The organism is Xanthobacter tagetidis, from assembly GCF_003667445.1.
Taxonomy (GTDB): Bacteria; Pseudomonadota; Alphaproteobacteria; order Rhizobiales; family Xanthobacteraceae; genus Xanthobacter; species Xanthobacter tagetidis.
This window is the reverse complement of record NZ_RCTF01000005.1, coordinates 205455-227859: the sequence shown is the minus strand read 5'-3', so window position 1 is coordinate 227859 and position 22405 is coordinate 205455. Positions and strand designations below refer to the sequence as shown.

At 70.8% G+C, this 22405-nt stretch carries 16 protein-coding genes; 6 read left to right on the top strand and 10 right to left on the bottom strand.

What is annotated here, in order from left to right:
- Positions 1 to 10 precede the first annotated feature (10 nt).
- From D9R14_RS08510 to D9R14_RS08500, 3 genes are all read left to right on the top strand, one after another.
- Positions 11 to 817, top strand: a complete 807-nt coding sequence (locus D9R14_RS08510; protein WP_121622893.1) for an enoyl-CoA hydratase/isomerase family protein — start codon at positions 11 to 13, stop codon at positions 815 to 817.
- 421 nt (positions 818 to 1238) lie between these two features.
- Entirely contained in the window at positions 1239 to 3791 is a 2553-nt protein-coding gene (locus D9R14_RS08505; protein ID WP_121622892.1) for a circularly permuted type 2 ATP-grasp protein, read from the top strand.
- Positions 3792 to 3798: 7 nt separating this feature from the next.
- Positions 3799 to 4683: a transglutaminase family protein gene (locus D9R14_RS08500; protein ID WP_121622891.1), complete on the top strand. Its 885-nt coding sequence runs from the start codon at positions 3799 to 3801 to the stop codon at positions 4681 to 4683.
- A gap of 504 nt (positions 4684 to 5187) precedes the next feature.
- Here the strand turns inward: D9R14_RS08500 and D9R14_RS08495 are convergent.
- The 5 genes from D9R14_RS08495 to D9R14_RS08475 form a co-directional block, all read right to left on the bottom strand.
- A complete protein-coding gene (locus tag D9R14_RS08495; protein ID WP_121622890.1) occupies positions 5188 to 6513 on the bottom strand; it encodes a TRAP transporter large permease in 1326 nt (441 codons plus the stop codon).
- Positions 6510 to 7016, bottom strand: coding sequence for a TRAP transporter small permease subunit (locus D9R14_RS08490; protein WP_121622889.1), 507 nt, complete (start codon positions 7014 to 7016; stop codon positions 6510 to 6512). The genes D9R14_RS08495 and D9R14_RS08490 overlap by 4 nt, the downstream gene beginning before the upstream one ends.
- Positions 7017 to 7294: 278 nt before the next feature.
- Positions 7295 to 8314 carry a TRAP transporter substrate-binding protein gene (locus D9R14_RS08485; protein ID WP_121622888.1) on the bottom strand — a complete coding sequence of 340 codons (1020 nt, stop codon included), beginning with the start codon at positions 8312 to 8314 and terminating at the stop codon, positions 7295 to 7297.
- Positions 8315 to 8448: 134 nt separating this feature from the next.
- Complete coding sequence (locus D9R14_RS08480) at positions 8449 to 9972, bottom strand: malonate--CoA ligase (RefSeq protein ID WP_121622887.1); 1524 nt, start codon at positions 9970 to 9972, stop codon at positions 8449 to 8451.
- Positions 9973 to 9984: 12 nt separating this feature from the next.
- A complete protein-coding gene (locus D9R14_RS08475; protein WP_121622886.1) occupies positions 9985 to 11355 on the bottom strand; it encodes a malonyl-CoA decarboxylase in 1371 nt (456 codons plus the stop codon).
- 336 nt (positions 11356 to 11691) lie between these two features.
- On the opposite strand from D9R14_RS08475, the gene D9R14_RS08470 reads away from it, so the two are divergent.
- The 3 genes from D9R14_RS08470 to D9R14_RS08460 all read left to right on the top strand — a co-directional run bounded on the left by D9R14_RS08470 (position 11692) and on the right by D9R14_RS08460 (position 14543).
- Complete coding sequence (locus D9R14_RS08470; protein ID WP_121622885.1) at positions 11692 to 12342, top strand: GntR family transcriptional regulator; 651 nt, start codon at positions 11692 to 11694, stop codon at positions 12340 to 12342.
- Between the two features lie 63 nt (positions 12343 to 12405).
- Positions 12406 to 12774, top strand: coding sequence for a helix-turn-helix domain-containing protein (locus tag D9R14_RS08465; protein WP_121622884.1), 369 nt, complete (start codon positions 12406 to 12408; stop codon positions 12772 to 12774).
- A gap of 143 nt (positions 12775 to 12917) precedes the next feature.
- The gene (locus tag D9R14_RS08460) at positions 12918 to 14543 is read left to right on the top strand and encodes a GMC family oxidoreductase (protein WP_121622883.1); all 1626 of its coding nucleotides are present in this window, start codon (positions 12918 to 12920) and stop codon (positions 14541 to 14543) included.
- A 64-nt stretch (positions 14544 to 14607) separates the two neighbouring features.
- On the opposite strand, the gene D9R14_RS08455 is transcribed toward D9R14_RS08460, so the two are convergent.
- Genes D9R14_RS08455 through kdpA form a run of 5 tightly spaced genes read right to left on the bottom strand, consistent with a single transcriptional unit; the run spans position 14608 to position 22395 of the window.
- A complete protein-coding gene (locus tag D9R14_RS08455; protein ID WP_121622882.1) occupies positions 14608 to 15309 on the bottom strand; it encodes a response regulator in 702 nt (233 codons plus the stop codon).
- Positions 15306 to 18029: an ATP-binding protein gene (locus D9R14_RS08450; RefSeq protein ID WP_121622881.1), complete on the bottom strand. Its 2724-nt coding sequence runs from the start codon at positions 18027 to 18029 to the stop codon at positions 15306 to 15308. The genes D9R14_RS08455 and D9R14_RS08450 overlap by 4 nt, the downstream gene beginning before the upstream one ends.
- Positions 18030 to 18047: 18 nt before the next feature.
- Positions 18048 to 18638 carry a potassium-transporting ATPase subunit KdpC gene (gene kdpC, locus D9R14_RS08445; RefSeq protein ID WP_121622880.1) on the bottom strand — a complete coding sequence of 197 codons (591 nt, stop codon included), beginning with the start codon at positions 18636 to 18638 and terminating at the stop codon, positions 18048 to 18050.
- Between the two features lie 14 nt (positions 18639 to 18652).
- Complete coding sequence (gene kdpB / locus D9R14_RS08440) at positions 18653 to 20695, bottom strand: potassium-transporting ATPase subunit KdpB (protein WP_121622879.1); 2043 nt, start codon at positions 20693 to 20695, stop codon at positions 18653 to 18655.
- A gap of 8 nt (positions 20696 to 20703) precedes the next feature.
- Complete coding sequence (gene kdpA / locus D9R14_RS08435; protein WP_121622878.1) at positions 20704 to 22395, bottom strand: potassium-transporting ATPase subunit KdpA; 1692 nt, start codon at positions 22393 to 22395, stop codon at positions 20704 to 20706.
- Between the last annotated feature and the right edge of the window lie 10 nt (positions 22396 to 22405).

Genomic DNA, 22405 nt, shown 5'->3' with positions numbered 1-22405 from the left:
AGGAGCGCCCATGTCCGATCGTCCGGCCGCCGATGCCGCCCCCCTCCTGTTCTCGGTCGAGGACGGCATCGCCCGCATCCGCTTCAACCGCCCGGCGGTGCTGAACGCCATCGATGAGGCGACGATCCTGGCCTTCCAGGATGCGGTGGACCGGACGGCGAAGGATCGCTCGGTGCGCGCGGTGGTGCTGTCCGGGGAGGGGCGGGCCTTCCTCGCCGGCGGCGACGTCGCCCGCTTCCATGCCGCCGGGCGCGAGGCGCCGAAGGTGGTGGCGGGCATCATCGACCCGTTCCACCATGCGATCGTGGGGCTCGCCTCCCTGCATGCGCCGGTGATCGCCAGCGTGCACGGCGCGGTGGCGGGCGCCGGGCTCTCCGTGATGCTCGCCGCCGACCTCGCCATCGCCGCGGACGATGCCCGCTTCACCCTGGCCTATGCCCGCATCGGCACCACGCCGGACGGCTCCGGCACCTTCTCGCTGCCGCGCATCGTCGGCCTGCGCAAGGCGCTGGAACTGGCGCTGCTCAGCGACGTGGTCGATGCCCCGGAGGCGCTGCGGCTCGGGCTCGTGAACAAGGTGGTGGCCGCCGCCGATCTTGGCGCCGAGACCGATGCGCTCGCCCGCCGCCTCGCCGCGGGGCCGACGCTGGCCTTCGGCCGCATCAAGCACCTGATGCGGGCCTCGTTCTCCCACACCTTGTCCGACCAGCTTCACGCCGAGCGCGATGCCTTCATCGCCAGCGCGGGCACCCGCGACTTCGCCGAGGGCGTCGCGGCCTTCGTGGAGAAGCGCGCGCCGACATTCACTGGGGAATGACGGTGGTAATACACATTCTGAATATGGTTATTGACCGATCTCACGATAAATCTATAAGATCAGTCAACTTAATCATCCGGAATGTGCTCCATGACGTCGCGACTGTCGCCGCTCGTTCGTGACGGCATCCTCTTCGCCCTGTCCTATGCGGTGATCCTGGCCGCGATCCTGTTCGGCTGACCGGGCAGGCGCCTGGGCGATGGCGCACCGGGCCGCCGCCGGTCCGGTCCGTCGCCGCGTGCCGCCATGTGTGGCCCGCGCGCATCGTTGAGAATTATTCTTTCTTCCGCGGAACGCCCGCGCAGCGGCGCGAACCCTGCCGCCGCCTGTCCCCGGCCGGGAAGCGCGGCCGTGCGCGTGTCCGCCCGCCATCTGCGGTTTGCCGGTCGCGCGGGGTGCATCTCCTTCGCCTTTGGGCATAATGGCAGGCCCGGCCGGGGGAGCGCCGCGGGGGAAGGGGTTTTGCGTGTCGGGGGCCGAGCAGCGCAGCGACGTGTTCGAGAAGGCTGCGGTCGAGAGCGTGCTCGGCGGCTACGAAACCTTGCCCGGCATCCGCGACGAGATGATGGATGCGGACGGCAAGCCGCGCGCCCATTGGGTGCCCTTCCTCGCCGCTCTGGCCGAACTCGGGCCGCAGGAGTTGCGGCGCCGGTTCTCCGCCGCTGACCGCTACCTGAAGGAATCCGGCGTCTTCTACCGGGTCTATGACGACGCCGGCGGCGACGAGCGCCCCTGGTCGCTCAGCCACCTGCCGCTGGTGCTCGGCTCGGCCGACTGGGAAACCCTGTCGCAGGGCCTGATCCAGCGCGCCGAACTCCTGGAACTGGTGCTGCGGGACCTTTACGGCCCCGCCCGCCTGGTCAGCGACGGCGACATTCCCGCCGCCGCGGTGGCAGGCAGCCCGGAATTCCTGCGCCCCTTGGTGGGCGTGAAGCCGGTGGGCGGACGGTATCTGCGGCTCTATGCGGCCGACGTGGGCCGCGGCCCGGACGGGCGCTGGTGGGTGCTCTCCGACCGCACCCAGGCGCCGTCGGGCGCGGGCTATGCGCTGGAGAACAGGCTCGCCCTCACCCGCGCCTTGCCGGACGTGTCGCGCGCCCTGCGCATGCACCGGGTCGCCGCCTTCTTCCAGGCGCTGCGCACGTCGCTGCTGAAGCTCGACCGCACCGGGGAGGGTCGCATCGGCCTGCTCACGCCCGGCCCGCTCAACGAGACCTATTTCGAGCACGCGCTGCTCGCCCGCTATCTCGGCTTCCTGCTGGTCGAGGGCGAGGACCTCACGGTCCGCGGCGACACGCTGCATGTGCGCACGGTGGCGGGCCTGCGGCGGATCGACGTGCTGCTGCGCCGCCTCGATTCCGACTTCGCCGACCCGCTGGAGCTGAACGCCCGCTCGCGGCTCGGTGTGCCGGGCCTGGTCCAGGCGGTGCGCGCGGGCGGCGTCTCGCTCGCCAATGCGCTCGGCTCGGGCCTGGTGGAGGCGCCGGCGCTGCTCGCCTTCCTGCCGCGCCTCGCCCAGCGCCTCATCGGCGGGCCGCTGAAGCTGCCGCACGTGGCCACCTGGTGGTGCGGCCAGGAGGCCGAGCGCGCCCAGGTGGTGGAGCATCTGGACGAACTGGTGCTCGCCTCGGCGTTCGGGCGGTCTGTGCCGGGACTGCTGGAGGGCGGCTCGGTGATCGGCGCCGACCTCACCCCGGCCGCCCGCCGCCGGCTCGCCACCGTGCTCGCCCGGCGCGGCGCCGACGTGGTGGGCCAGGACATCGCCCGGCTCTCCACCACGCCGGTCTGGACCGGCGAGAAGCTCACCCCGCGCCCCTTCATGCTGCGCGTGTTCCTGTGCGCCACCGAGCGCGGGTGGGAGGTGATGCCGGGCGGCTTCTGCCGCATCTCCTCGGCGCCCGATTCGCGCGCGGTGTCGCTGCAGAAGGGCGACCGCTCGGCGGACGTGTGGGTGCTGTCGGACCAGGCGGTGTCCGACACCACGCTGCTCCCCAGCCCCGACAACGTGAAGGTGCGCCGCTCCTCCGGCACGCTGCCGAGCCGCGCCGCCGACAACCTGTTCTGGCTCGGCCGCTACGTGGAGCGCGCCGAGGCGACGCTGCGCCTCGCGCGGGTTCTGGTGAGCCGCCTCGCCGAGAGCGGCGAGGTGGGAACGGGCCCGCTGGTCTCGCGCCTGCTCGGCCTGCTCGGCGCCTGGGGCGCCATGCCGCGCGACCTCGCGCGGGTGACGCCGGCGCGCTACGCCATCGCCGTGCTCACCCGCCACGACGTGCCCGGCGCGCTTCCCCAATTGGTGCTCGCCGCGCGCTCGGCCGCCTCCGTGATCCGCGACCGCTTCTCGCCCGACGCCTGGCGCGCGCTGGTGGACCTCGAAGCCTGCGTGAACCTGCCGGTGCCCACCGCGCCCTCCGAGGCGGACGCCCACGAGCGGGCCGACGCGGCGCTGCGCATCATCGCGGCCTTCTACGGCCTCGCCTCGGAGAACATGAACCGGCTCACCGGCTGGCGCTTCCTGGAACTCGGCCGGCGCACCGAGCGCGCCATCGGCACGCTGCGCTTCGCCCAGACCTTCGGCGAGCAGGGCGCCCCTCAGGGCTCGCTCGACGCGCTGCTCCAGGTGGCCGACAGCCGCATCACCTACCGCACGCGCTACGTGATGATGGAGGCGCGCGGGCCGGTGCTCGACCTCGTTTTGCTCGATCCCGACAATCCGCGCTCGGTGGCGTTCCAGGTGGAGCGCATGGCGGCGCACCTCAAGGTGCTGCCGGGCCGCGACATGGATGCCCCGCCGCCGCGCTGGGAGCGCCTCGTCGCGCGCATGCAGGCCGAGCTTGCCGCCGCGACGGCGGAGAGCTTCGATGCCGCCTGGTTCCAGTCCATGGAGGACCTCCTCATGGAGCTGTCGGACGAGATTTCCGCCCACTATTTCCTCCAGGGCCATTCCCCGGAGATGACGCTCTCCCTGGCGCTGTGAGGCGGGCATGCTCTACGACATCCGCCAGACCACCACCTACACCTACACCGTGCCCGTGCGGGTGGCGCGGCAGGTGCTGCGCATGACGCCGGTGGATCGCGCCGGCCACCAGCACGTGATCGCCCACATGCTGGAAATCCTGCCCGATCCCGCCGAGCGCGAGCAGGGCACCGACTTTTTCGGCAACGGCGTGACCTGGGTGACGCTCGACGCGCCGCACGACCACCTTCAGATCTCCACCCGCAGCCGGGTCGAGGTGCTCTCCACCGCCTTGCCGGAGGCGGCGGCGACGCCCACGGTGGAGGCGGTGCGGACCGAGGCGCTGGAGATCCCCGATTTGTCCGCCCGCGCGCCCTGCCACGGCCTGTTCGCCTCGCGCGCGGTGCCGCTCGACGGCGAGATCACGGACTGGACCGCGTCGAGCTTCTCCGGCGACCGGCCGGTGCTGGAGGCGGGCATCGAGCTGATGCACCGGATCAAGGACGGCTTCGTCTACGAGCCCGGCTCCACCATCGTCACCACGGCGCCGCACGAGGCGTTCGCGGCGCGGCGCGGCGTGTGCCAGGACTTCGCGCAGGTGATGATCGCCGGCCTCAGGGGCATCGGCCTGCCGGCGCGCTATGTGTCGGGCTATCTGCGCACCGTGCCGCCGGAAGGCCAGGCGCGCCTCGAAGGCGCGGACGCGACCCATGCCTGGGTGGAGCTGTGGTGCGGGCGGCAGGCGGGCTGGATCGGCCTCGACCCCACCAACGCCATCCCCGCCGGCGACGACCACATCATCCTCGGCATCGGCCGCGACTATGCGGATGTCTCCCCCGTGGACGGGGTGGTCGTCGCCTCCGGCGACCACGTGCTTTCGGTGGGCGTCGACGTGATTCCGGTGGAGCGGTAGGGGCGACCTCCCGCCGTCGCTAAGCGGCTTTTGCCCGCGGCCACCCCATCCGCCACCGTCGCCCTCCGGCTTGACCGGAGGGCCCATCCTGCGGCCGGGCGGGACGCGGGGAGGGGGCATGGATCTCCGCTCAAGCCGGAGCCTGACGGCGGCTGAGGGCGTTATCCCTGGTGCCTCACCACTGTCATCCCCCGGCTTGTCCGGGGGATCCACCCAGCGGCTCGCTCGGCGCTTCATTTTCCGGGCGCCATGCCGGCGGCTCGGTGGATCCCCCGGACAAGCCGGGGCATGACAGTGCGCTTCTCAAAGACCTGGCGCGCATTGCCGGCACCGCCTTCCAGGCAGATCGGCCGCCGCCCCGCCCACCGCCGTCGCCCTCCTACCCACCGTCGCCCTCCGGCTTGACCGGAGGGCCCATCTCGCGGCCGGGCGGGACGCGGCGAGGGGTTATGGATGCTCCGCTCAAGCCGGAGCATGACGGCGGCTGTGGGCGGCACCCCGGGCTTACATCGCCGGTCCCATCACCGCATCCGGCAGCCAGGTGGCGATCCCCGGGAAGATACACAGGATGACGATGCCGATGACCATGGCGATGACGTAGGGCAGCGAGCCCCACAGCACCTGCTGGGTCGGCACCTGGGGCGCGATGGCGTTCACCACGAACAGATTGAGGCCCACCGGCGGGGTGATGAGGCCGATCTCCATGTTGATGGTGAGGATCACCGCGAACCAATAGGGGTCGAAGCCCGAGGAGACGACGATCGGGAACAGGAGCGGCGCCGACATCACGATGATCGCCACCGGCGGCAGGAACATGCCGGCCACCAGCAGGAACGCGTTGATGATGCCCATCAGCACCCAGCGGTTCACCTCCAGGCTGGCGATGGTGGAGGCCACCGTCTGGGTGATGAACAGCGACGACAGCGCGAAGGCGAACAGCTCCGCCGAGGCCATGATCATCATGATCATGATGCTCTCGCGCATGGTGGACGAGAAGATGTCGATGATCGGCTTCGGCCGGAACAGCCGGTACATGATGATGACCACGCCGAGCGTCAGGAAGGCGCCCGCGCCCGCCGCCTCCGAGGGCGTCGCGACGCCGCCGTAGAGCACGTAGAGCGTGCCGACGATGATGATGATGAAGGGCGTCACCCGCGGCAGCGCAGCGAGCTTCTGGCCGAAGGTGAAGCGGGTGCCCATGTCGTCGAAGCGGAAGCCCTTGCGCTTGCAGTCGATCAGCGCCCACGTCATGAACATGGCGGTGAGCATCAGCCCCGGCATCACGCCCGCCAGGAACAGGCGGCCGATGGAGGTCTCGGTGGCGATGCCGTAGACGATCATCGTCACCGAGGGCGGGATGAGGATGCCGAGCGTGCCGCCGGCGCAGATGGAGCCGGTGGCCACCGAGGCGGGGTAGCCGCGCTTCAGCATCTCCGGAATGCCCATCTTGCCGATGGCGGCGCAGGTGGCCGGGCTCGACCCGGTCATGCCGGAGAAGATGGCGCAGGCGCCGATGTTCGACAGGACGAGGCCGCCGGGCACCCGGTTCAGCCAGCGGTCCAGCGCTTCGTAGAGGTCCTTGCCGGCCGGCGTCGCCGCCACCGCCGCGCCCATCAGCACGAACATGGGGATCGAGACGTAAGCGAGGTTGCCGATGCCGGCGAACATGGTCTCGGCCAGCACCTCGAATACGCCGATGCCGTTCGCCACCAGCAGGCCGGCGATGGCGGCGAGCCCGAGCGCGAAGGCGATGGGCATGCCGGTGGCGAGCAGGAGCAGCAGCGTCCCGACGATGAGGAAGCCGGCGGTGGTGGGGGAGAGCGCGCTCATGGATGGGCTCCGAAGCCGTCCACGCCCTTCAGGCGGCGCAGGATCTCGGCGATGTATTGCAGCGTGAGCAGGCCGAAGCCGATGGGCAGCGGCAGCAGCGGCACCCACAGGATGATCGCGGCGGCCGACGAGGTGCGCCACTCGTTCACATAGGCCTCGTGGAAGAAGATGTAGCTCGCGACCGTCATGGCGATCGCGAACAGGAGGCCGAGCGCGGCGCCGATCAGCCCCAGGACGCGGCGCACCGGCGGGCGGGCCATGATCTCGATCACGTCCACCCCCACATGGCCGCGGGTGAGCAGCACATAGGGCGCGCCGAGGAAGATGGCCGCGGTGGCGGAGAAGATGACGAAGTCGGTCTGCCAGATGGTGGGCGCCCGGAACACGTAGCGCAGGAAGATCATCTGGCAGATGATCAGCATGGCCGCCAGCAGCATCACGCCGGAAGCGACGCCGGCGATCTTGGACAGCGTGTCCACGGTCTTGAGGTAGAGGCGGAGCATCGGTTCTGCTTTCGCAAAGGGGGCGTCGGTCGTCGGGATGCGGGTGCGCGCGCACGCGCTCCCCAAGCGGGGAAGCCAGTCGAAGGCGAGGGCGCGCGTGCGGCGCCCCGCACCGCCGGCACCCCCTCGGCCTGTCCGGGGGATGAGGGCGGAACCGGGCACGGCCCTTCGGCACCCCGGCGCGCCATCGGTCGCTCCGGCCGCCGGGTGGATGCCCCGGACAAGCCGGGGCATGACGGCCGGAGTGACCTGTGAGGACGAGAACAGCCCTCAGGCCGTCACTGGACGGCGAGCGCCTTCTTGATGAGCTCGTCGCCGCCCTTCACCTTCTCGGCGAAGTTCTTGTAGGCGCTGGCCTGCGCCACCTTCAGCCAGGCGTCGTAGTCGGAGGCCGACATCTCGATCACCTCGACGCCCGCCTTCTTGTAGGTGTCGATCAGCTTCTGGTCGCCCTTGCGCACTTCCTGGGCGAACCAGTCCTGCGCCTTCTTGCCGGCGGCGAGGATCGCCTTCTGCTGCTCGGGCTTCAGGCGGTTGAACACCTGCTTCGACATCAGCACCGGCTCGTACATGAACCACAGCGCGTTGGCGCCGGGCGCGGTGAGGCACTTGGCCTGCTCGTAGAGGCGGAACGAGACGAAGCTCTCGGACGAGGTGTTGGCCGCGTCCAGCACGCCGGTCTGCATGCCGCTATAGACCTCCGACGAGGGCATGGAGGCGATCGAGGCGCCGGCCGCCGAGAGCATCTGCTCGAAGGCGGGGCCGGCGGCGCGCGTCACCTGGCCCTTGATGCTGTCCGGGCCGGTGATGCAGCCCTTCTTGGAGGCGAAGCCGCCGGAGAGCCAGGCGTCGGCGATGACGATGGCGCCCTGGTCGTCGACGATCTTCTTGATGTCCTTCATGAAGTCGGAATCGTTCAGGCGGTCGGCGCGATCGAAGTTGCGCACCAGGCCCGGCATCAGCGTCGCCGAGAATTGCGGCACGCGGCCGGAGGCGTAGTCCAGCGGGAACGACGACAGGTCGAGCTGGCCCTTGGTGAGCGCGCCCCACTGCTCGTTGGGCTTGTAGAGCGAGGCGCCCGGGAACACCTGGATCTTCAGGCCGACATTCGCCGCTTCCACATCGCGGGCGATCATCTGCACCATCTCGTCGCGCGGGTCGCCCTTGCCGCCCGGAAACTGGTGCGAGGCCTTCAGCGTGATGTCCTGCGCGAAGGCGGGGGTCGCGAGCGCGACGGCGGCGCCGGCGATGGCGGCGAGCGCGAGCCTGCGCGCGCCCGGATTGCGGTGCGTCTTCATTGGGTCTTCCTCCCTGCGGCCGCGCCCTGGGCGGCCGGTTAGACGTTGCTCCCTGGGCCGCCGGGGTTGGCCCCGGTCGGCATCCCTCCCTTGGCGGGGAGGGCCTGCTTGTGCAGTGCTTGTCTTACGTTACGCTACGCTACGTTACGATAGGTGTCCTTGTAGGTCTCGCGCAGGATGTTCTTCTGCACCTTGCCCATGGTGTTGCGGGGCAGCTCGGCGACGAAGAACACGCGCTTCGGCAGCTTGAACTTGGCGAGCCGGTTCTCCAGCGCGGCATGGACGTCGGCCTCGGTGAGGCGCGCATCCTTGGTGCGCACCACCACGGCCGTCACGCCCTCGCCGAAGTCCGGATGCGCCAGCCCGATCACCGCGCTCTCCAGCACGCCGGGGATGGCGTCGATCTCGCCTTCCACTTCCTTCGGGTAGACGTTGAAGCCGCCGGTGATGACGAGGTCCTTGCCGCGGCCGACAATGTGCACGTAGCCGGCGCCGTCCACCTTGCCGAGGTCGCCGGTGATGAAGAAGCCGTCGTGGAACTCGCTCGCGGTCTTCTCCGGCATGCGCCAGTAGCCCTTGAACACGTTCGGGCCCTTCACCTCGATCATGCCGATGGCGTCGGCGCCGAGCACCGCGCCGGTCTCCGGATCGGTGACGCGGATGTCCACGCCCGGCAGGGGGAAGCCCACCGTGCCGGCGATCCGCTCGCCGTCATAGGGGTTGGAGGTGTTCATGCCGGTCTCGGTCATGCCGTAGCGTTCGAGGATCGCCTTGCCGGTGCGCTCAGCGAAGGCGCGGTGGGTCTCGGCGAGCAGCGGCGCGGAGCCGGAGACGAACAGGCGCATGTGCGCCGTCGCTTCCCTGGTGAGGCCGGGCTGGTCCAGGAGGCGGGTGTAGAAGGTGGGCACGCCCATGAGGCTGGTGGCGCCCTTGCCCATGAGCGTCAGCGCTTCCCTGGCGTCGAACTTGGGGCAGAAGATCATCGAGGCGCCGGCGAGTAGCACCACGTTGGAGGCCACGAACAGGCCGTGGGTGTGGAACAGCGGCAGGGCGTGGATCAGCACGTCGTCGGCCGTGAAGCGCCAGTAGTCCTTCAGCGTCAGCGCGTTCGACAGGAGGTTGTCGTGCGTGAGCATGGCGCCCTTGGCGCGGCCCGTGGTGCCGGAGGTGTAGAGGATGGCGGCGAGGTCTTCCGGGCCGCGCGCCACGTCGTCGAACGTCGCGGGCAAGGCGGCGGCGGCTTTCGTGAGCGAGCCCTTGCCGTCCGTGCCCAGCGTCTCCACCGCCGCGACGCCCAGCTTCAGCGCCAGCGCCTTGGCATCGGCGGCGATCTCGGGGCGGCAGACGAACACGGTCGGCTCGGCGTCGGAGAGGAAGTATTCCACCTCGTTGAGCGTGTAGGCGGTGTTCAGCGGCAGGTAGACCGCGCCCGCGCGCACCGCGGCGAGATAGAGCGCGAAGGCCGGCCAGGACTTCTCCACCTGCACCGCCACCCGGTCGCCCGGCTTCACGCCGCGCGCGACGAGGAGGTTGGCGAGCTGCGCCGACAGCGCGAGCGCGTCGCCATAGGTCTCCGCTCCGCCGGCGGGATGCATGGCGAGGGGCTTGGCGGGGTCAGGGATGGCGGCGCGGATGGTGCCGAAAAGGTGGTTGCTCATGTTCTTCTTGTCTCAGGGCAGGGGAACGAGGGCGCGCGGCGCGGTGTCCGCGCGCAGCAGTTTGCGCACCGCCGGGCTCGCCACTACTTCGCCCTTGCCGGCGAAGGCCTCGTGGTTCTTCTCGATGTCGGACAGCACGTAGCGGTAGTTCACCATCAGGCCGGCGGCCTGGGCGATGCCCTTGGGCGAGAGGTCGCCCATGGGGTTGATGCGCTCCAGCCGCGCGCCATTGCCGAGGTGGAAGCGCGCCACCGGGTCCACCGGCTTGCCCCTGTTGGTCTTGGCCACCAGGAAATAGCAGGCCGCGGCCGCGCCGAGCGCCGGGGTGATGTCGGCGCGCACCGCCTCGTTCTGAGCCCAGTCGGGATCGTCGAGCGCCTTCAGCGCCTCCTTGTCGGCGGGGGAGAGCGCGCGGGAGTCGTCCTGCTTGCGCTCGGCCTCCAGCCAGGCGCCAAAGCCGGGCACCGGCGAGAGCGTGACGAAGGTGGTGAGCGAGGGAATCTCGCGCGAGATTTCCTCCACCACCTGCTTGATGAGGAAGTTGCCGAACGACACGCCGCCGAGCCCGCGCTGGCAGTTGGAGATGGAGTAGAACACCGCGGTGGTGGCCTTCTCCGGCTCCAGGTGCTCGCGCTTCTGGTCGAGGATGGGCGCGATGGCGGCCGGCGGCTCCTTCATGAGGGCCACCTCGACGAAGATCAGCGGCTCGTCCACCAGGGCGGGATGGAAGAAGGCGTAGCAGCGCCGGTCCGGGCTGTCGACGCGGGCGCGCAGGTCGGCCCAGTCGCGGATTTCGTGCACCGCCTCGTAGCGGATGATCTTCTCCAGCACGCTCGCGGGCGTGGACCAGTCGATGCGGCGCAGCACGAGGAACCCCCGGTTGAACCACGAGGAGAACAGGTGGCCGAAGTCCCGGTCGACGCTCGCGAGGTCGCGCCGGTGGGCCATGGCGTCCATCAGGTTCTCGCGCATGCGCACCAGAGCGAGCGTGGCGCGGGGGGCGAGGTTGAAGCGCCGGAACAGCTCCTGCCGGCGCGGCTCGGAGGCGGCGTGGAGTTCGGCGACGGCGGCGTCGGAGCCGGTGCGGCGGAAGCTGTCGATGGCCTTCTCGATGCGGTCGCGATCCGGCCCGAACTGCTCGGCCAGGCCCTCGAAGAAGGCGATGCGCTCGCCGGTCTTCATGCGGCCGTAGCGGTCGAGGATGTCGGTGGCGAGCGCGACGCCGGAGGCCTCGCCCTTGCCCGAGAGCAGGTCCTCGCAGCGCTCGACCAGGGTCGCCGCCTTGGTGGCGCCGCTCACGCGGCTGTTGCGGTCCAGCAGCGCGCGGCCGCGGTCGGCGATGGAGGTGAGCAGGTCACCGAAAAAGGAGGTGTTCGCGTTCATGGCCGTGCTCTCATGGCCGCGCTCCCGCCGGGGCATTCCGAACGCCCGCGCGAGACGCATGGGACAGGGGATGGGCGGCGATGGCAAGGGACCCGATGGGTGACCCAGTGGGGCGGCGGCGGCGCTCGTGCGGTCCGCCGGCCGCGCCGGAGGCTGCCGCCGGCCACATCTGCCTCGTCCTCATGATGGTGAACGGTGAGCGCATGACGGACCTGTGATCGCGTGTCCCATCCATCAAGCCGCGGTCTGCATGCGCTGTCAATCTTCATGTATACAGATTTTTTGCTCTTGCATTTTTTATGGGCATCTCTTTCCCTTCGTTCCAGGGAGGCGACGGTGCGCGGAGAGCAGACACCACGGCTTCGGGAGGCGCTGGAGGACGATATCGTCGCCGGCCGCCTGCGGCCCGGACAGCGGCTGGACGAGGTAAGCCTCGCCGAGCGCTTCGGCGTCTCGCGCACGCCGATCCGGGAAGCGCTGATCCAGCTTTCGGCCTCCGGCCTAGTGGACATCCGGCCGCGCCGCGGCGCCCATGTGACGCTGCTCGGCCCGCGCGAGCTGGTGGAATCCTTCGAGCTGATGGCGGAGATCGAGGCCTCCTGTGCCCGCCTTGCCGCCGCCCGCATGAGCGCGGCCGACCGCGCCGCCATCGCCGCGGCCCATGCCGAATGCCGCGAGGCGGTGGCCGCCGGCGACGATGCCGCCTACTACCCGGCCAACGCCGTCTTCCACGCCGCCATCTACGCCGCCACCGGCAACCGCGTTCTCGGCGCGGAGGCGCTGCGCCTGCAGCGCGCGCTCCAGCCCTATCGCCGGCTCCAGCTGAAGGTGCCGCGCCGCATGGATGCCTCCTTCGCCGAGCATGAGGCGATCCTGGAGGCCCTCTTCGCCGGCGACGGCGCGACCGCCGCCGAGCGCCTGCGCGCCCATGTGCTGGTCCAGGGCGAGCGCTTCATGTCGCTGCTCGCAGCGCTGGAGGAGGCGTGAGAGGCGAGGCCCTGCGGCTGACTGGATTACAAATTTCCCAATCTGGGAACTGAGGACGCTGCCATGGACATCCGGCCCATCCGCTCCGAAGCCGACCATGCCGAAGCGCTGGTGGAGATCGAGCGCCTTCTCGATGCGGCGCCGGGATCGCCGGAGGCGGACCGGCTCGACATTCTCGCGACCCTGGTGGAGCGCTGCGAGGAGGAACGCTGGCCGGTTGCCGCGGGCGATCCCGTCGAGATCATCCGCTTCGTGATGGAGCAGAGGGGCGAGGGCCAGTCGGACCTCGCGCGGATTTTCGGCTCGGCTTCGCGCGCTTCGGAAATCCTGAACCGCAGGCGCGCGCTCACGCTGGAGATGGTGTGGAAGCTGAACCGGGCCTGGCACATCCCCGCCGAGCTTCTCATCCGGCCCTACGACCTCGCGGCCTGATCCGCCGCCTTTGCGCCCAATGGCGCATCGACAAGCAGCCCGCCTCGGCCCTATCTCGCCTGCATGCCGGCGCCGCCGCTTCCCCTTGCCGCCCGCGGCGGGGCGCGCCACAGTCCGGCCAAGCAAGAGCGGGGAGGGGACCCATGGCCGAGGCGGATGTCACGCAGCCTTATGACTATGTGATCGTCGGTGCGGGCTCCGCCGGCTGCGTGCTCGCCAACCGCCTGTCCAAGGATCCGAACGTGCGCGTCTGCATCATCGAGGCGGGCGGGCGGGACAATTGGGTGTGGTTCCACATCCCGGTGGGCTACCTGTTCGCCATCGGCAATCCGCGCGCCGACTGGTGCTTTAAGACCGAGCCGGAGCCGGGCCTCAACGGCCGGCAGCTCTCCTATCCGCGCGGCAAGGTGATCGGCGGGTCCTCGGCCATCAACGCCATGATCTACATGCGCGGCCAGGCGGGCGACTACGACCACTGGCGCCAGCTGGGCCTGGAAGGCTGGGGCTGGGACGACGTGTTGCCGCTGTTCAAGGCCCACGAGGACCACTTCCTCGGGCCGAACCCGTTCCACGCCAAAGGCGGGGAATGGCACGTGGAATTCCCGCGCGTCACCTGGCCGCTGCTGGACGCGGTGCGCCAGGCGGCCGCCGAGGACGGCATTCCGCCCATTGCCGACTTCAACACCGGCGACAATACCGGCTCGTGCTATTTCCACGTGAACCAGAAGACCGGCCTGCGCTGGAGCACCGCGCGCGGCTTCCTCAAGCCCGTTCTCTCGCGCCCCAATCTCGATCTCGTCACCGCCGGCCATGTGGAGAAGGTGATCCTGGAGGACGGCCGCGCCGCCGGCGTGCTGGTGCGCACCAAGGACGGCGCGCGGCGCATCGAGGCCCGGCGCGAGGTGATCCTGGCCGCCGGCGCCGTCGGCTCGCCGCAGCTTCTCATGCTCTCGGGGCTCGGCCCGGCGGCGCACCTCGCCGAGATGGGGATCGCGGCGGCGCGCGACATGCCCGGCGTCGGCGCCAATCTCCAGGACCACCTGCAATTGCGCACGGTGTTCAAGGTGACGGGCGTCGGCACGCTGAACGAGCGCTACCACTCGGTGTTCGGCAAGATGGGCATGGGGCTCGACTTCGCCCTGCGCCGGCGCGGGCCGCTCACCATGGCGCCCTCCCAGCTCGGCCTGTTCACCAAGTCGTTCCCCGACAAGGAGCGCGCCGACCTCGAATTCCACGTTCAGCCGCTCTCGCTCGACAAGTTCGGCGATCCGCTGCACCGCTATCCCGCCTTCACCATGAGCGTGTGCAACCTGCGCCCGGCCTCGCGCGGCACGCTGCGCCTGAAGAGCCCGGACTTTGCCGCCGCTCCGGCCATCGCCCCGGCCTATCTCTCGGCCGAGGAGGACCAGCGGGTGGCGGCCCAGTCGCTGCGCATCGCGCGGCGCATCGTCGGCCGCCCGGCGCTGGCGCCGTTCCGGCCGCAGGAGACGGTGCCGGGGCTTCAGATCGCGGATGCCGACGAGGCGGCCCTGCGCCGCGCGGCGGGCGACGTGGGCACCACCATCTTCCACCCGGTCGGCACCGCCAAGATGGGCCTTGAGAGCGACCCCATGGCGGTGGTGGACGCGCGCCTCAGGGTGATCGGCGTGCCGGGCCTTCGCGTGGTGGACGCCTCGGTGATGCCCACCATCACCTCCGGCAACACCAATTCGCCCACCGTGATGATCGCCGAGAAGGGCGCGCGGATGATCCTGGAGGATGCCCGCTGAGGCCGGATCGCGTGTGCGCGGCGCCGCCGCTGGCGCCGCCGCTCCGCGTCCGGCCTTCGCCGCGTCACCCCTCCCGCAGCCGGTATCCCACGCCGGGCTCGGTGATGATGAAGCGCGGGTCGGCTGCATCGTCGCCCAGCTTCTCGCGGATGTGGCCGATGGCGATGCGCAAATAGTGGGTGTCATCCATGTGGGCCGGACCCCAGACGGTGGCGAGGAACTGGCCATGGGCGACCAGCCTGCCGGGATGGCGCGCCAGCAGCGCCAGAACGTCGAACTCCTTGCGGGTGAGCTTCACCTCGCGCTGGTCCACCCGCACCGTGCGGCTCGCGAAATTGACGACCAGGGCACCCACGGCCTGCTCGGCGGGCTCGGCGGCGCGATCGAGCCGGGCGCGCAGGAGCGCCCGCAGGCGCGCGAGCAGCTCGCCGACCGAAAACGGCTTGGTGACGTAGTCGTCGGCGCCCGCGTCCAGCGCGGCGATCTTCTCGGTCTCCTGGTCGCGCACCGAGAGCACCAGGATGGGCACGCGCGACCATTCCCGGATGGCGGCGATCACCGCCTTTCCGTCCATGTCCGGCAGGCCGAGGTCGAGCACCACGCAGTCCGGCGCCGAGGTGGCGGCGAGCTCGATGCCCTGCCGCCCGCGCTCCGCCTCAGCGACCTCATAGCCGCCCGAGCCGAGCGCGATCTTCAGGAAGCGGCGGATCGGCGCGTCGTCCTCGACGACCAGGATGCGGGCGGGGGATGCGGCAGGCTCGGTCATGTTCCGTCATCGATGGGCGCAGCCGCCAAGGGCAGCCGCAGCACGATGGTCGCGCCCTGCCCGCCTGGCCCCTCCTGCGCGCTGGCCGAGCCGCCGTGAGCCTCCACCAGCCCGCGCACGATGGCAAGGCCGAGCCCGGTCCCAGCGGGCCGCGCGTCGCCCTGGGTGACGCGGTGGAACAGGTCGAACACCTTCTCGCGCTCGGTGCCGGGAATGCCCGGCCCCGCATCGCTGACGAACACCAGCGCATCCGGCCCCTCGGCCCGCGCGGTGATGGTGATGGCGGTGCCCGGCGGCGCGTATTTCGCAGCGTTCTCGATCACGTTGGTCAGCGCCTGGCCGATCAGCACCGGGTCCACGTCCAGCATGGGCAAAGTGCGGGGGATCGCCGTCTCCAGCCGGTGGCCGGCGAGGATGCGGGCGAGGTCGGCGCGCACGCGGCCGACGATCTCCGCAAGCTCCACCGGCGCCCGCTTGGGGCGCAGCACGCCATGGCCGAGCCGGGTCATGTCGAGCAGGTTCTGCACATAGCGGTCGAGCCGGCGCGCCTCGTCGAGGGCGGTGCCGAGTAGTGCGCGGCGGTCTTCGGCATCGAGCCCGTCCGCATCCTCGGCGAGCGAGGAAAGGGCGCCGATGACGGTGGCGAGCGGGGTGCGCAGATCGTGGCTCACGGAATTGAGCAGCGCGCCCCGCAGGCGCTCGCTTTCGGCCGAGACCCGCGCGTCCGCCAGTTCCTCGCCAAGGCGCACCCGCTCCACCGCCACCGCCACCTGGTCCTCCACCGCGAGCAGGAGCCGGCGGGTCTCGGGATCGAGGCTGCGCGTGCGGTCGCGGAACCGCACGCCGATCACGCCCAGCGGCCGTTCTCCCGCGGCGAGCGGCACGAACAGCCACTCGCTCATGGGCAGGGTGGCGGTTCCGGATCCGGCCGGCTCGTTGCGCTCGAAGGCCCATCGCGCCGCACCCTCGGCGCGCGCGTCGAGGTCCTCGATCGAGGGATGGCCCTGCACCTGCTCCAGCGCCCCGGACGGGGCGGGCATCAGGATCAGCGAGCGGCAGTCGAGCGTCGCCGCGATATGGTAGGCGCCGGCCCACAGCACGTCGTCGGCATTGCCGGCGGAGGCGATCTTGCGGGCGAAGTCGTAGAGCGTCTCGGTGCGCCGCTGGGCCGCCCGCACGCTCTCCACCTGCGCCTTGAGGCGGCCGGCGAGCGTTCCGGTGAACACCGCGCCCACCAGGAAGACCAGGATGGAGACCACATCCTCGGGACTGCTCACGGCGAGGGTGTAGTACGGCGCCGTATAGAGGAAATTGTAGGCCATGGAGCCGAGCGCGGTGGCCACCAGCGAGGCGCCGAGGCCGAAGTTCGCGCCCACCACCAGCACCGCGGTGAGATAGATGGCGGAGATCGCCCCGCCGGGGATCGCATCCCACACGCCGATCGGCCAGGCGATCAGGCTCGCCAGAGCGATGGCCCCCGCCGCCGCCACATAGCCGCGCCACTCCGGCCGCACCGCAGGCCAGCGCGCCCGGCCGGGACGGTCGGGCGGGCCGTGGGCGGTGACGACCGTCACCTCAAAGTCGGTGGCCGCATCCAGCAGGCGGTCGGCCACCGGCTCGCGCAGGAGGCCGGCGAGCTTGCGCCACCACGTGCCGTGAGTCCGCGGCCGGCCGATCACCACGCGGGTCACGTTCCGGCTGCGGGCGAAGCGCAGCAGCTCGGCGACCGCGTCGGAGTCCGCGTGGAGCGTGACGCTCTCCGCCCCCAGCGTCTCGGCGAGGCGCAGCGCCTCCTTGGTCGCGGCGCGGGCCTGCGGCGGCAGCGTCTCGTGGCGCGGGGTCAGGACGGTGGCGACGATCCACGGGATGCGGGCGCGGTCCGCCATTCGCCGCCCGGCCCGGACCAGCGCCTTGGCCACCGGCGCCTCGTTGACGCAGACCAGCAGGCGCTCCTCCGTGGGCCACGGCCCCGGCACGGCATTGGCCCGCATGTAGGCGAGCATTTCCGCGTCCACCCGGCTCGCCGCCGTGCGCAGCGCGAGTTCGCGCAACGCCGTGAGGTTGCCCTTGGAGAAGAAGTTCTCCAGCGCGCGGCCCACCTGCTGCGGCACATAGACCTTGCCGTCCTTGAGGCGCTTGATGAGCTCCTCGGGCGGCAGGTCGATCAGCTCGATGTCGTCGGCGCGCTGGAGCACATGGTCCGGCACCGTCTCGGCGACCCGCACGCCGGTGATGCGCGAGACGATGTCGTTGAGGCTCTCGATGTGCTGGATGTTGAGGGTGGTGGTCACGTCGATGCCGGCGTCCAGCACCTCCAGCACGTCCTGCCAGCGCTTGGGGTGGCGCGAGCCGGGGGCGTTGGTGTGGGCCAGCTCGTCGATGAGGGCGAGCGTCGGCCGGCGCGCGAGCAGCGCGTCGAGGTCCAGTTCGCTCAGGCTCTGGCCGCGGTAGTCCACCGCGCGGCGCGGCAGCTGCTCCAGCGTGCGCAGGAGCGCGGCGGTCTCGGCGCGGCCGTGCGTCTCCACCAGCGCCACCACCACGTCCACGCCGGCGAGCTGGCGCGCGCGCGCCTCCTCCAGCATGGCGAAGGTCTTGCCGACGCCGGGCGAGGCGCCGAGGAACACCTTCAGGCGCCCCGGCCCGCCGCGGCCGCGATCCTCCGTCCGCGCCGCCTCCAGGAAGGCTTCGGGCGCGGGACGCTCCTCGGGGGTGGGCGGCATCTGTCTACGCCTCGTCCGTCACCGCTTCAGGCCATCGAGCGCGAGGTTGAGCGCCAGAACGTTGACGCGGGGCTCGCCCAGGACGCCGAAGGTGCGGCCCATGGTATTGCGCTTCACCAGCGCGCGCACCTCGTCCTCGGGCAGGCCGCGCGCCCGCGCTACGCGGGACGCCTGAAACGCCGCCGCCGCGGGCGAGATGTCGGGATCGAGGCCCGAGGCGGAGGCGGTGACGAGATCGGCCGGCACCGGCCCGCCGCCCAGCGCCGCGGCCCGCGCCTTCACGGCTTCGGCGAGCGCGGCCGAGCTGGGCGCGAGGTTCGAGCCGGTGGAGCTTGCCGCGTTGTAGGGGCTGTCCACCGTCTTGGCCTCGTCCTGCGCGTCGGGCGCCGTGGTGGCGGAGGGCCGCCCGTGGAAATAGCGATCCGTGGCGAAGGCCTGGCCGACAAGGGCCGAGCCCACTACCCGGCCCGCCACCGTCACCTGCGAGCCGTTGGCCGCACCGGGGACCGCGACCTGCGCGATGCCGGTGACGGCGAGCGGATAGGCGATGCCGGTGAGCGCCGTGAACAGGGCCAGGAGCACCAGAGCGGGGCGAAGCAAGCTGGTCATCGTCGTGTCTCCTCTCACGCGAGGTGCAGCAGATCGACCAGGAGGTCGATGGCCTTGATGCCGATGAAGGGAACCACGAGCCCGCCGAGCCCGTAGACGAGCAGGTTGCGCCGCAGCAGCGCGGAGGCGGAGGCGGGCGTGTAGCGGACCCCCTTCAGGGCGATGGGAATGAGCGCCACGATGACGAGCGCATTGAAGATGACGGCGGACAGGATGGCCGATTGCGGGCTTCCCAGCCCCATCACGTCCAGCACGCCGAGGCCCGGATAGGCCGCGAGGAACAAGGCCGGCAGGATGGCGAAGTATTTCGCCACGTCGTTCGCCACCGAGAAGGTGGTGAGCGCCCCGCGCGAGATCAGGAGCTGCTTGCCCACCAGCACGATCTCGATGAGCTTGGTGGGGTCGCTGTCGAGGTCGATCAGGTTGCCAGCCTCCTTGGCGGCCGGGGTGCCGGTGTTCATGGCGACGCCGACGTCGGCCTGGGCGAGCGCGGGCGCGTCGTTCGAGCCGTCGCCGCACATGGCCACCAGCCGGCCCTCGCTTTGCTCGCGGCGGATCAGCTCCAGCTTCCGCTCCGGCGTCGCCTCGGCGAGGAAGTCGTCGACCCCCGCCTCGGCGGCGATGGCGGCGGCGGTCAGCGGATTGTCGCCGGTGATCATCACCGTGCGGATGCCCATGCGGCGCAGTTCGGCGAAGCGCTCGCGGATGGCGGGCTTCACCACGTCCTTGAGGTGGATGACGCCGAGCACGCGCCGGTCCCGCGCCACCACCAGCGGGGTGCCGCCGGACGAGCCGATGCGCTTGACGATCTGGTCCACCGCCGGGCTGAGCGGCGCGCCGGAGAGCGCCGCCATGGCATCGGACGCGCCCTTGCGGATCGCCTCCCCGCCGGGCAGGTCGACACCGGACATGCGGGTGTGCGCGCTGAAGGGGACGAATTGGGCGTCCGCCTCCGGCGCCGGCGCGAGGTCGAAGCGGCGGCGCGCCAGCTCCACGATGGACTTTCCTTCCGGCGTCTCGTCGGCCAGCGAGGCGAGCAAGGCGGCGTCCGCCAGCTCCCGCTCGCTGACGCCGGGCGCCGGCTCGAACGCATCGGCCATGCGGTTGCCGAAGGTGATGGTGCCGGTCTTGTCCAGCAGCAGCACGTCGATGTCGCCCGCCGCCTCCACCGCGCGGCCGGACTTCGCCACCACGTTGGCCTTCACCAGGCGCTCCATGCCGGCGATGCCGATGGCCGAGAGCAGGCCGCCGATGGTGGTCGGAATGAGGGTGACGAACAGCGCCACCAGATAGATCACGGGAACCTGCGTGCCGGACCACGACGCGAAGGCGGGCAGCGTCACCACCACCAGCAGGAACACCAGGGTCAGGCCCGCGAGCAGGATGTCGAGGGCGATCTCGTTGGGCGTCTTCTGGCGCTTGGCGCCTTCCACCAGCGCGATCATGCGGTCGAGGAAGGTCTCGCCGGGCCGCGCCGTCACGCGCACCACCAGCCAGTCGGACACGAGCCGCGTGCCGCCGGTGACGGACGAGCGGTCGCCGCCGGATTCGCGGATCACCGGCGCGCTCTCGCCGGTAATGGCGCTCTCGTCCACCGAGGCGACGCCCTCCATCACCTCGCCGTCGGTGGGGATGGTGTCGCCCGCCTCCACGAGGATGAGTTCGCCGACCTCGACGCGGGCGATGTCGCGGGCGCTGACGGCGGTGCGGTCCTTGAGGCTTGCGAGCACCTTGGCCTTGGCGGCGGACTTGGTGGCGCGGAACGCATCCGCCCGCGCCTTGCCGCGCCCTTCCGCCACCGCTTCCGCGAAGTTGGCGAACAGCACCGTGAACCAGAGCCACACGGCGATCTGGATGCCGATGAAGGCGTTCGGCCCGCCGGCCATCGCCTCGCGCGCCGCAAGCACGGTGGCGACGAGGCTGACCAGGGCGGTGGAGAAGATCACCGGGTTGCGCGCAAGGCTGCGCGGATCGAGCTTGCGGAAGGCCTGGATCGCCGCGGGGCCGGCGATCTCGGGCGCGAGGAGGCCGTATTCGGCAGGGGAATGCTTGCTCATGGGACGCCTCAGAAGGTCCGGCCGGCGATCAGGGAGACCTGCTCGGCGATGGGGCCGAGGGCGAGGACCGGAAGGAAGGTGAGCGCGCCGACGATCAGGATCGTGGCGAGCAGCAGCACGACGAACAGCGCGCCGTGGGTGGGGAAGGTGCCGGCGGTGGCCGGCGCCGTCTTCTTGGCCGCGAGGCTCCCGGCGATGGCGAGGACGGGGATGATGTATCCGAACCGGCCGAGCATCATGGCGATGCCGAGGAACGTGTTGTGCCAGGCGGTGTTGGCGGAGAAGCCGGCGAAGGCCGAGCCGTTGTTGCCGGTGGCGGAGGAATAGGCGTAGAGCAGCTCGGAGAGGCCGTGCGGCCCGGCATCCTGCACCGAGGCCTGCGCCGTGCCGGCGGCGATTGCGAGCGCGGCGAGCACCAGCACGCCGAGCGGCATGACGAGGAGCGTGAGCGCGGCGAGCTTCACCTCCCGCGCCTCGATCTTCTTGCCGAGATATTCCGGCGTGCGGCCCACCATGAGCCCCGCCAGGAACACGGCGAGGATCACGAACAGCAGCATGCCCGTCAGCCCGACGCCGACCCCGCCGAACACCACCTCGCCGAGCTGGATGTTCAGCATGGCGACCATCCCGCCGAGCGGCGTGAAGCTGTCGTGCATGGCGTTGACCGAGCCGTTGGAGGCGGCGGTGGTCGCGCTCGCCCACAGGGTGGAGCCGAGCACGCCGAAGCGCACCTCCTTGCCCTCCATGTTGCCGGTGCCCGCATCCACCAGCCCCGCCTGCAGCGGGTTGCCGGCCTGCTCGGCGGCATAGATCGCGGCAAATCCCGCGACGAACAGCAGCGCCATGGCGGCGAACAGCGCCCGCCCCTGCCGCCGGTCGCCCACCATGCGGCCATAGGTGAAGCAGAAGGCCGCCGGGATGGCGAGGATGGCCAGCGTCGAGAGGAAGTTGGTGAGCGCAGTCGGGTTCTCGAACGGATGGGCGGAGTTCACGTTGAAGAAGCCGCCGCCATTGGTGCCCAGCTGCTTGATGGCAACCTGGCTCGCCACCGGCCCGACGGCGAGCGTCTGCCGGCCGCCCTCCAGCGTGGTGGCGTCGAACGCCGCCGCCAGGGTCTGCGGCATGCCGCAGACGGCGAACACCAGCGCCAGAACGATCGCGCCGGGCAGGAGGATGTAGAGGGTGGCGCGGGTCAGATCGACCCAGAAATTGCCGATCGCCTTGCTTTGGCGGGCGGCAAGCCCGCGCGCCACCGCCGCCGCGACCGCCATGCCGGCGGCGGCGGAGACGAAGTTCTGCGTGGTGAGCCCCACCATCTGGCTGAAGTTGGAGAGCGTCGTCTCCCCGCCATAGGACTGCCAGTTGGTGTTGGTCACGAACGAGATGGCGGTGTTGAAGGCGAGATGCGCGGGAAGGCCGGCAAAGCCTTGCGGGTTGAGCGGCAGCACATCCTGGAATACCAGCACGAGATACAGCAGCGCGAACCCGGCCGCGTTGAAGGCGAGCAGCGCGAGCGCATAGCTGGTCCAGCGCTGCTCCGTCGTTGCCGCGGTGCCGGCGGCGCGCAGCAGCGCGGTCTCGACTGGCGCCAGGAAGCGCACGTCGCCGGCGAAGGTGGCCGCCATATAGGCGCCGAGCGGCACCGCGATGGCGATGAGGAGCGCGAAGAACAGCGCGAACTGGAGCAGATCGTTGTCCACGGTGCCCTCC

Bases quoted from the DNA above. Each gene is read 5' to 3' on its own strand.
- D9R14_RS08510 (WP_121622893.1), top strand. From the start codon at position 11: ATGTCCGATCGTCCGGCCGCCGATGCCGCCCCCCTCCTGTTCTCGGTC.
- D9R14_RS08505 (WP_121622892.1), top strand. From the start codon at position 1,239: ATGGCAGGCCCGGCCGGGGGAGCGCCGCGGGGGAAGGGGTTTTGCGTG.
- D9R14_RS08500 (WP_121622891.1), top strand. From the start codon at position 3,799: ATGCTCTACGACATCCGCCAGACCACCACCTACACCTACACCGTGCCC.
- D9R14_RS08495 (WP_121622890.1), bottom strand. From the start codon at position 6,513: ATGAGCGCGCTCTCCCCCACCACCGCCGGCTTCCTCATCGTCGGGACG.
- D9R14_RS08490 (WP_121622889.1), bottom strand. From the start codon at position 7,016: ATGCTCCGCCTCTACCTCAAGACCGTGGACACGCTGTCCAAGATCGCC.
- D9R14_RS08485 (WP_121622888.1), bottom strand. From the start codon at position 8,314: ATGAAGACGCACCGCAATCCGGGCGCGCGCAGGCTCGCGCTCGCCGCC.
- D9R14_RS08480 (WP_121622887.1), bottom strand. From the start codon at position 9,972: ATGAGCAACCACCTTTTCGGCACCATCCGCGCCGCCATCCCTGACCCC.
- D9R14_RS08475 (WP_121622886.1), bottom strand. From the start codon at position 11,355: ATGAACGCGAACACCTCCTTTTTCGGTGACCTGCTCACCTCCATCGCC.
- D9R14_RS08465 (WP_121622884.1), top strand. From the start codon at position 12,406: ATGGACATCCGGCCCATCCGCTCCGAAGCCGACCATGCCGAAGCGCTG.
- D9R14_RS08460 (WP_121622883.1), top strand. From the start codon at position 12,918: ATGGCCGAGGCGGATGTCACGCAGCCTTATGACTATGTGATCGTCGGT.
- D9R14_RS08455 (WP_121622882.1), bottom strand. From the start codon at position 15,309: ATGACCGAGCCTGCCGCATCCCCCGCCCGCATCCTGGTCGTCGAGGAC.
- D9R14_RS08450 (WP_121622881.1), bottom strand. From the start codon at position 18,029: ATGCCGCCCACCCCCGAGGAGCGTCCCGCGCCCGAAGCCTTCCTGGAG.
- kdpC (WP_121622880.1), bottom strand. From the start codon at position 18,638: ATGACCAGCTTGCTTCGCCCCGCTCTGGTGCTCCTGGCCCTGTTCACG.
- kdpB (WP_121622879.1), bottom strand. From the start codon at position 20,695: ATGAGCAAGCATTCCCCTGCCGAATACGGCCTCCTCGCGCCCGAGATC.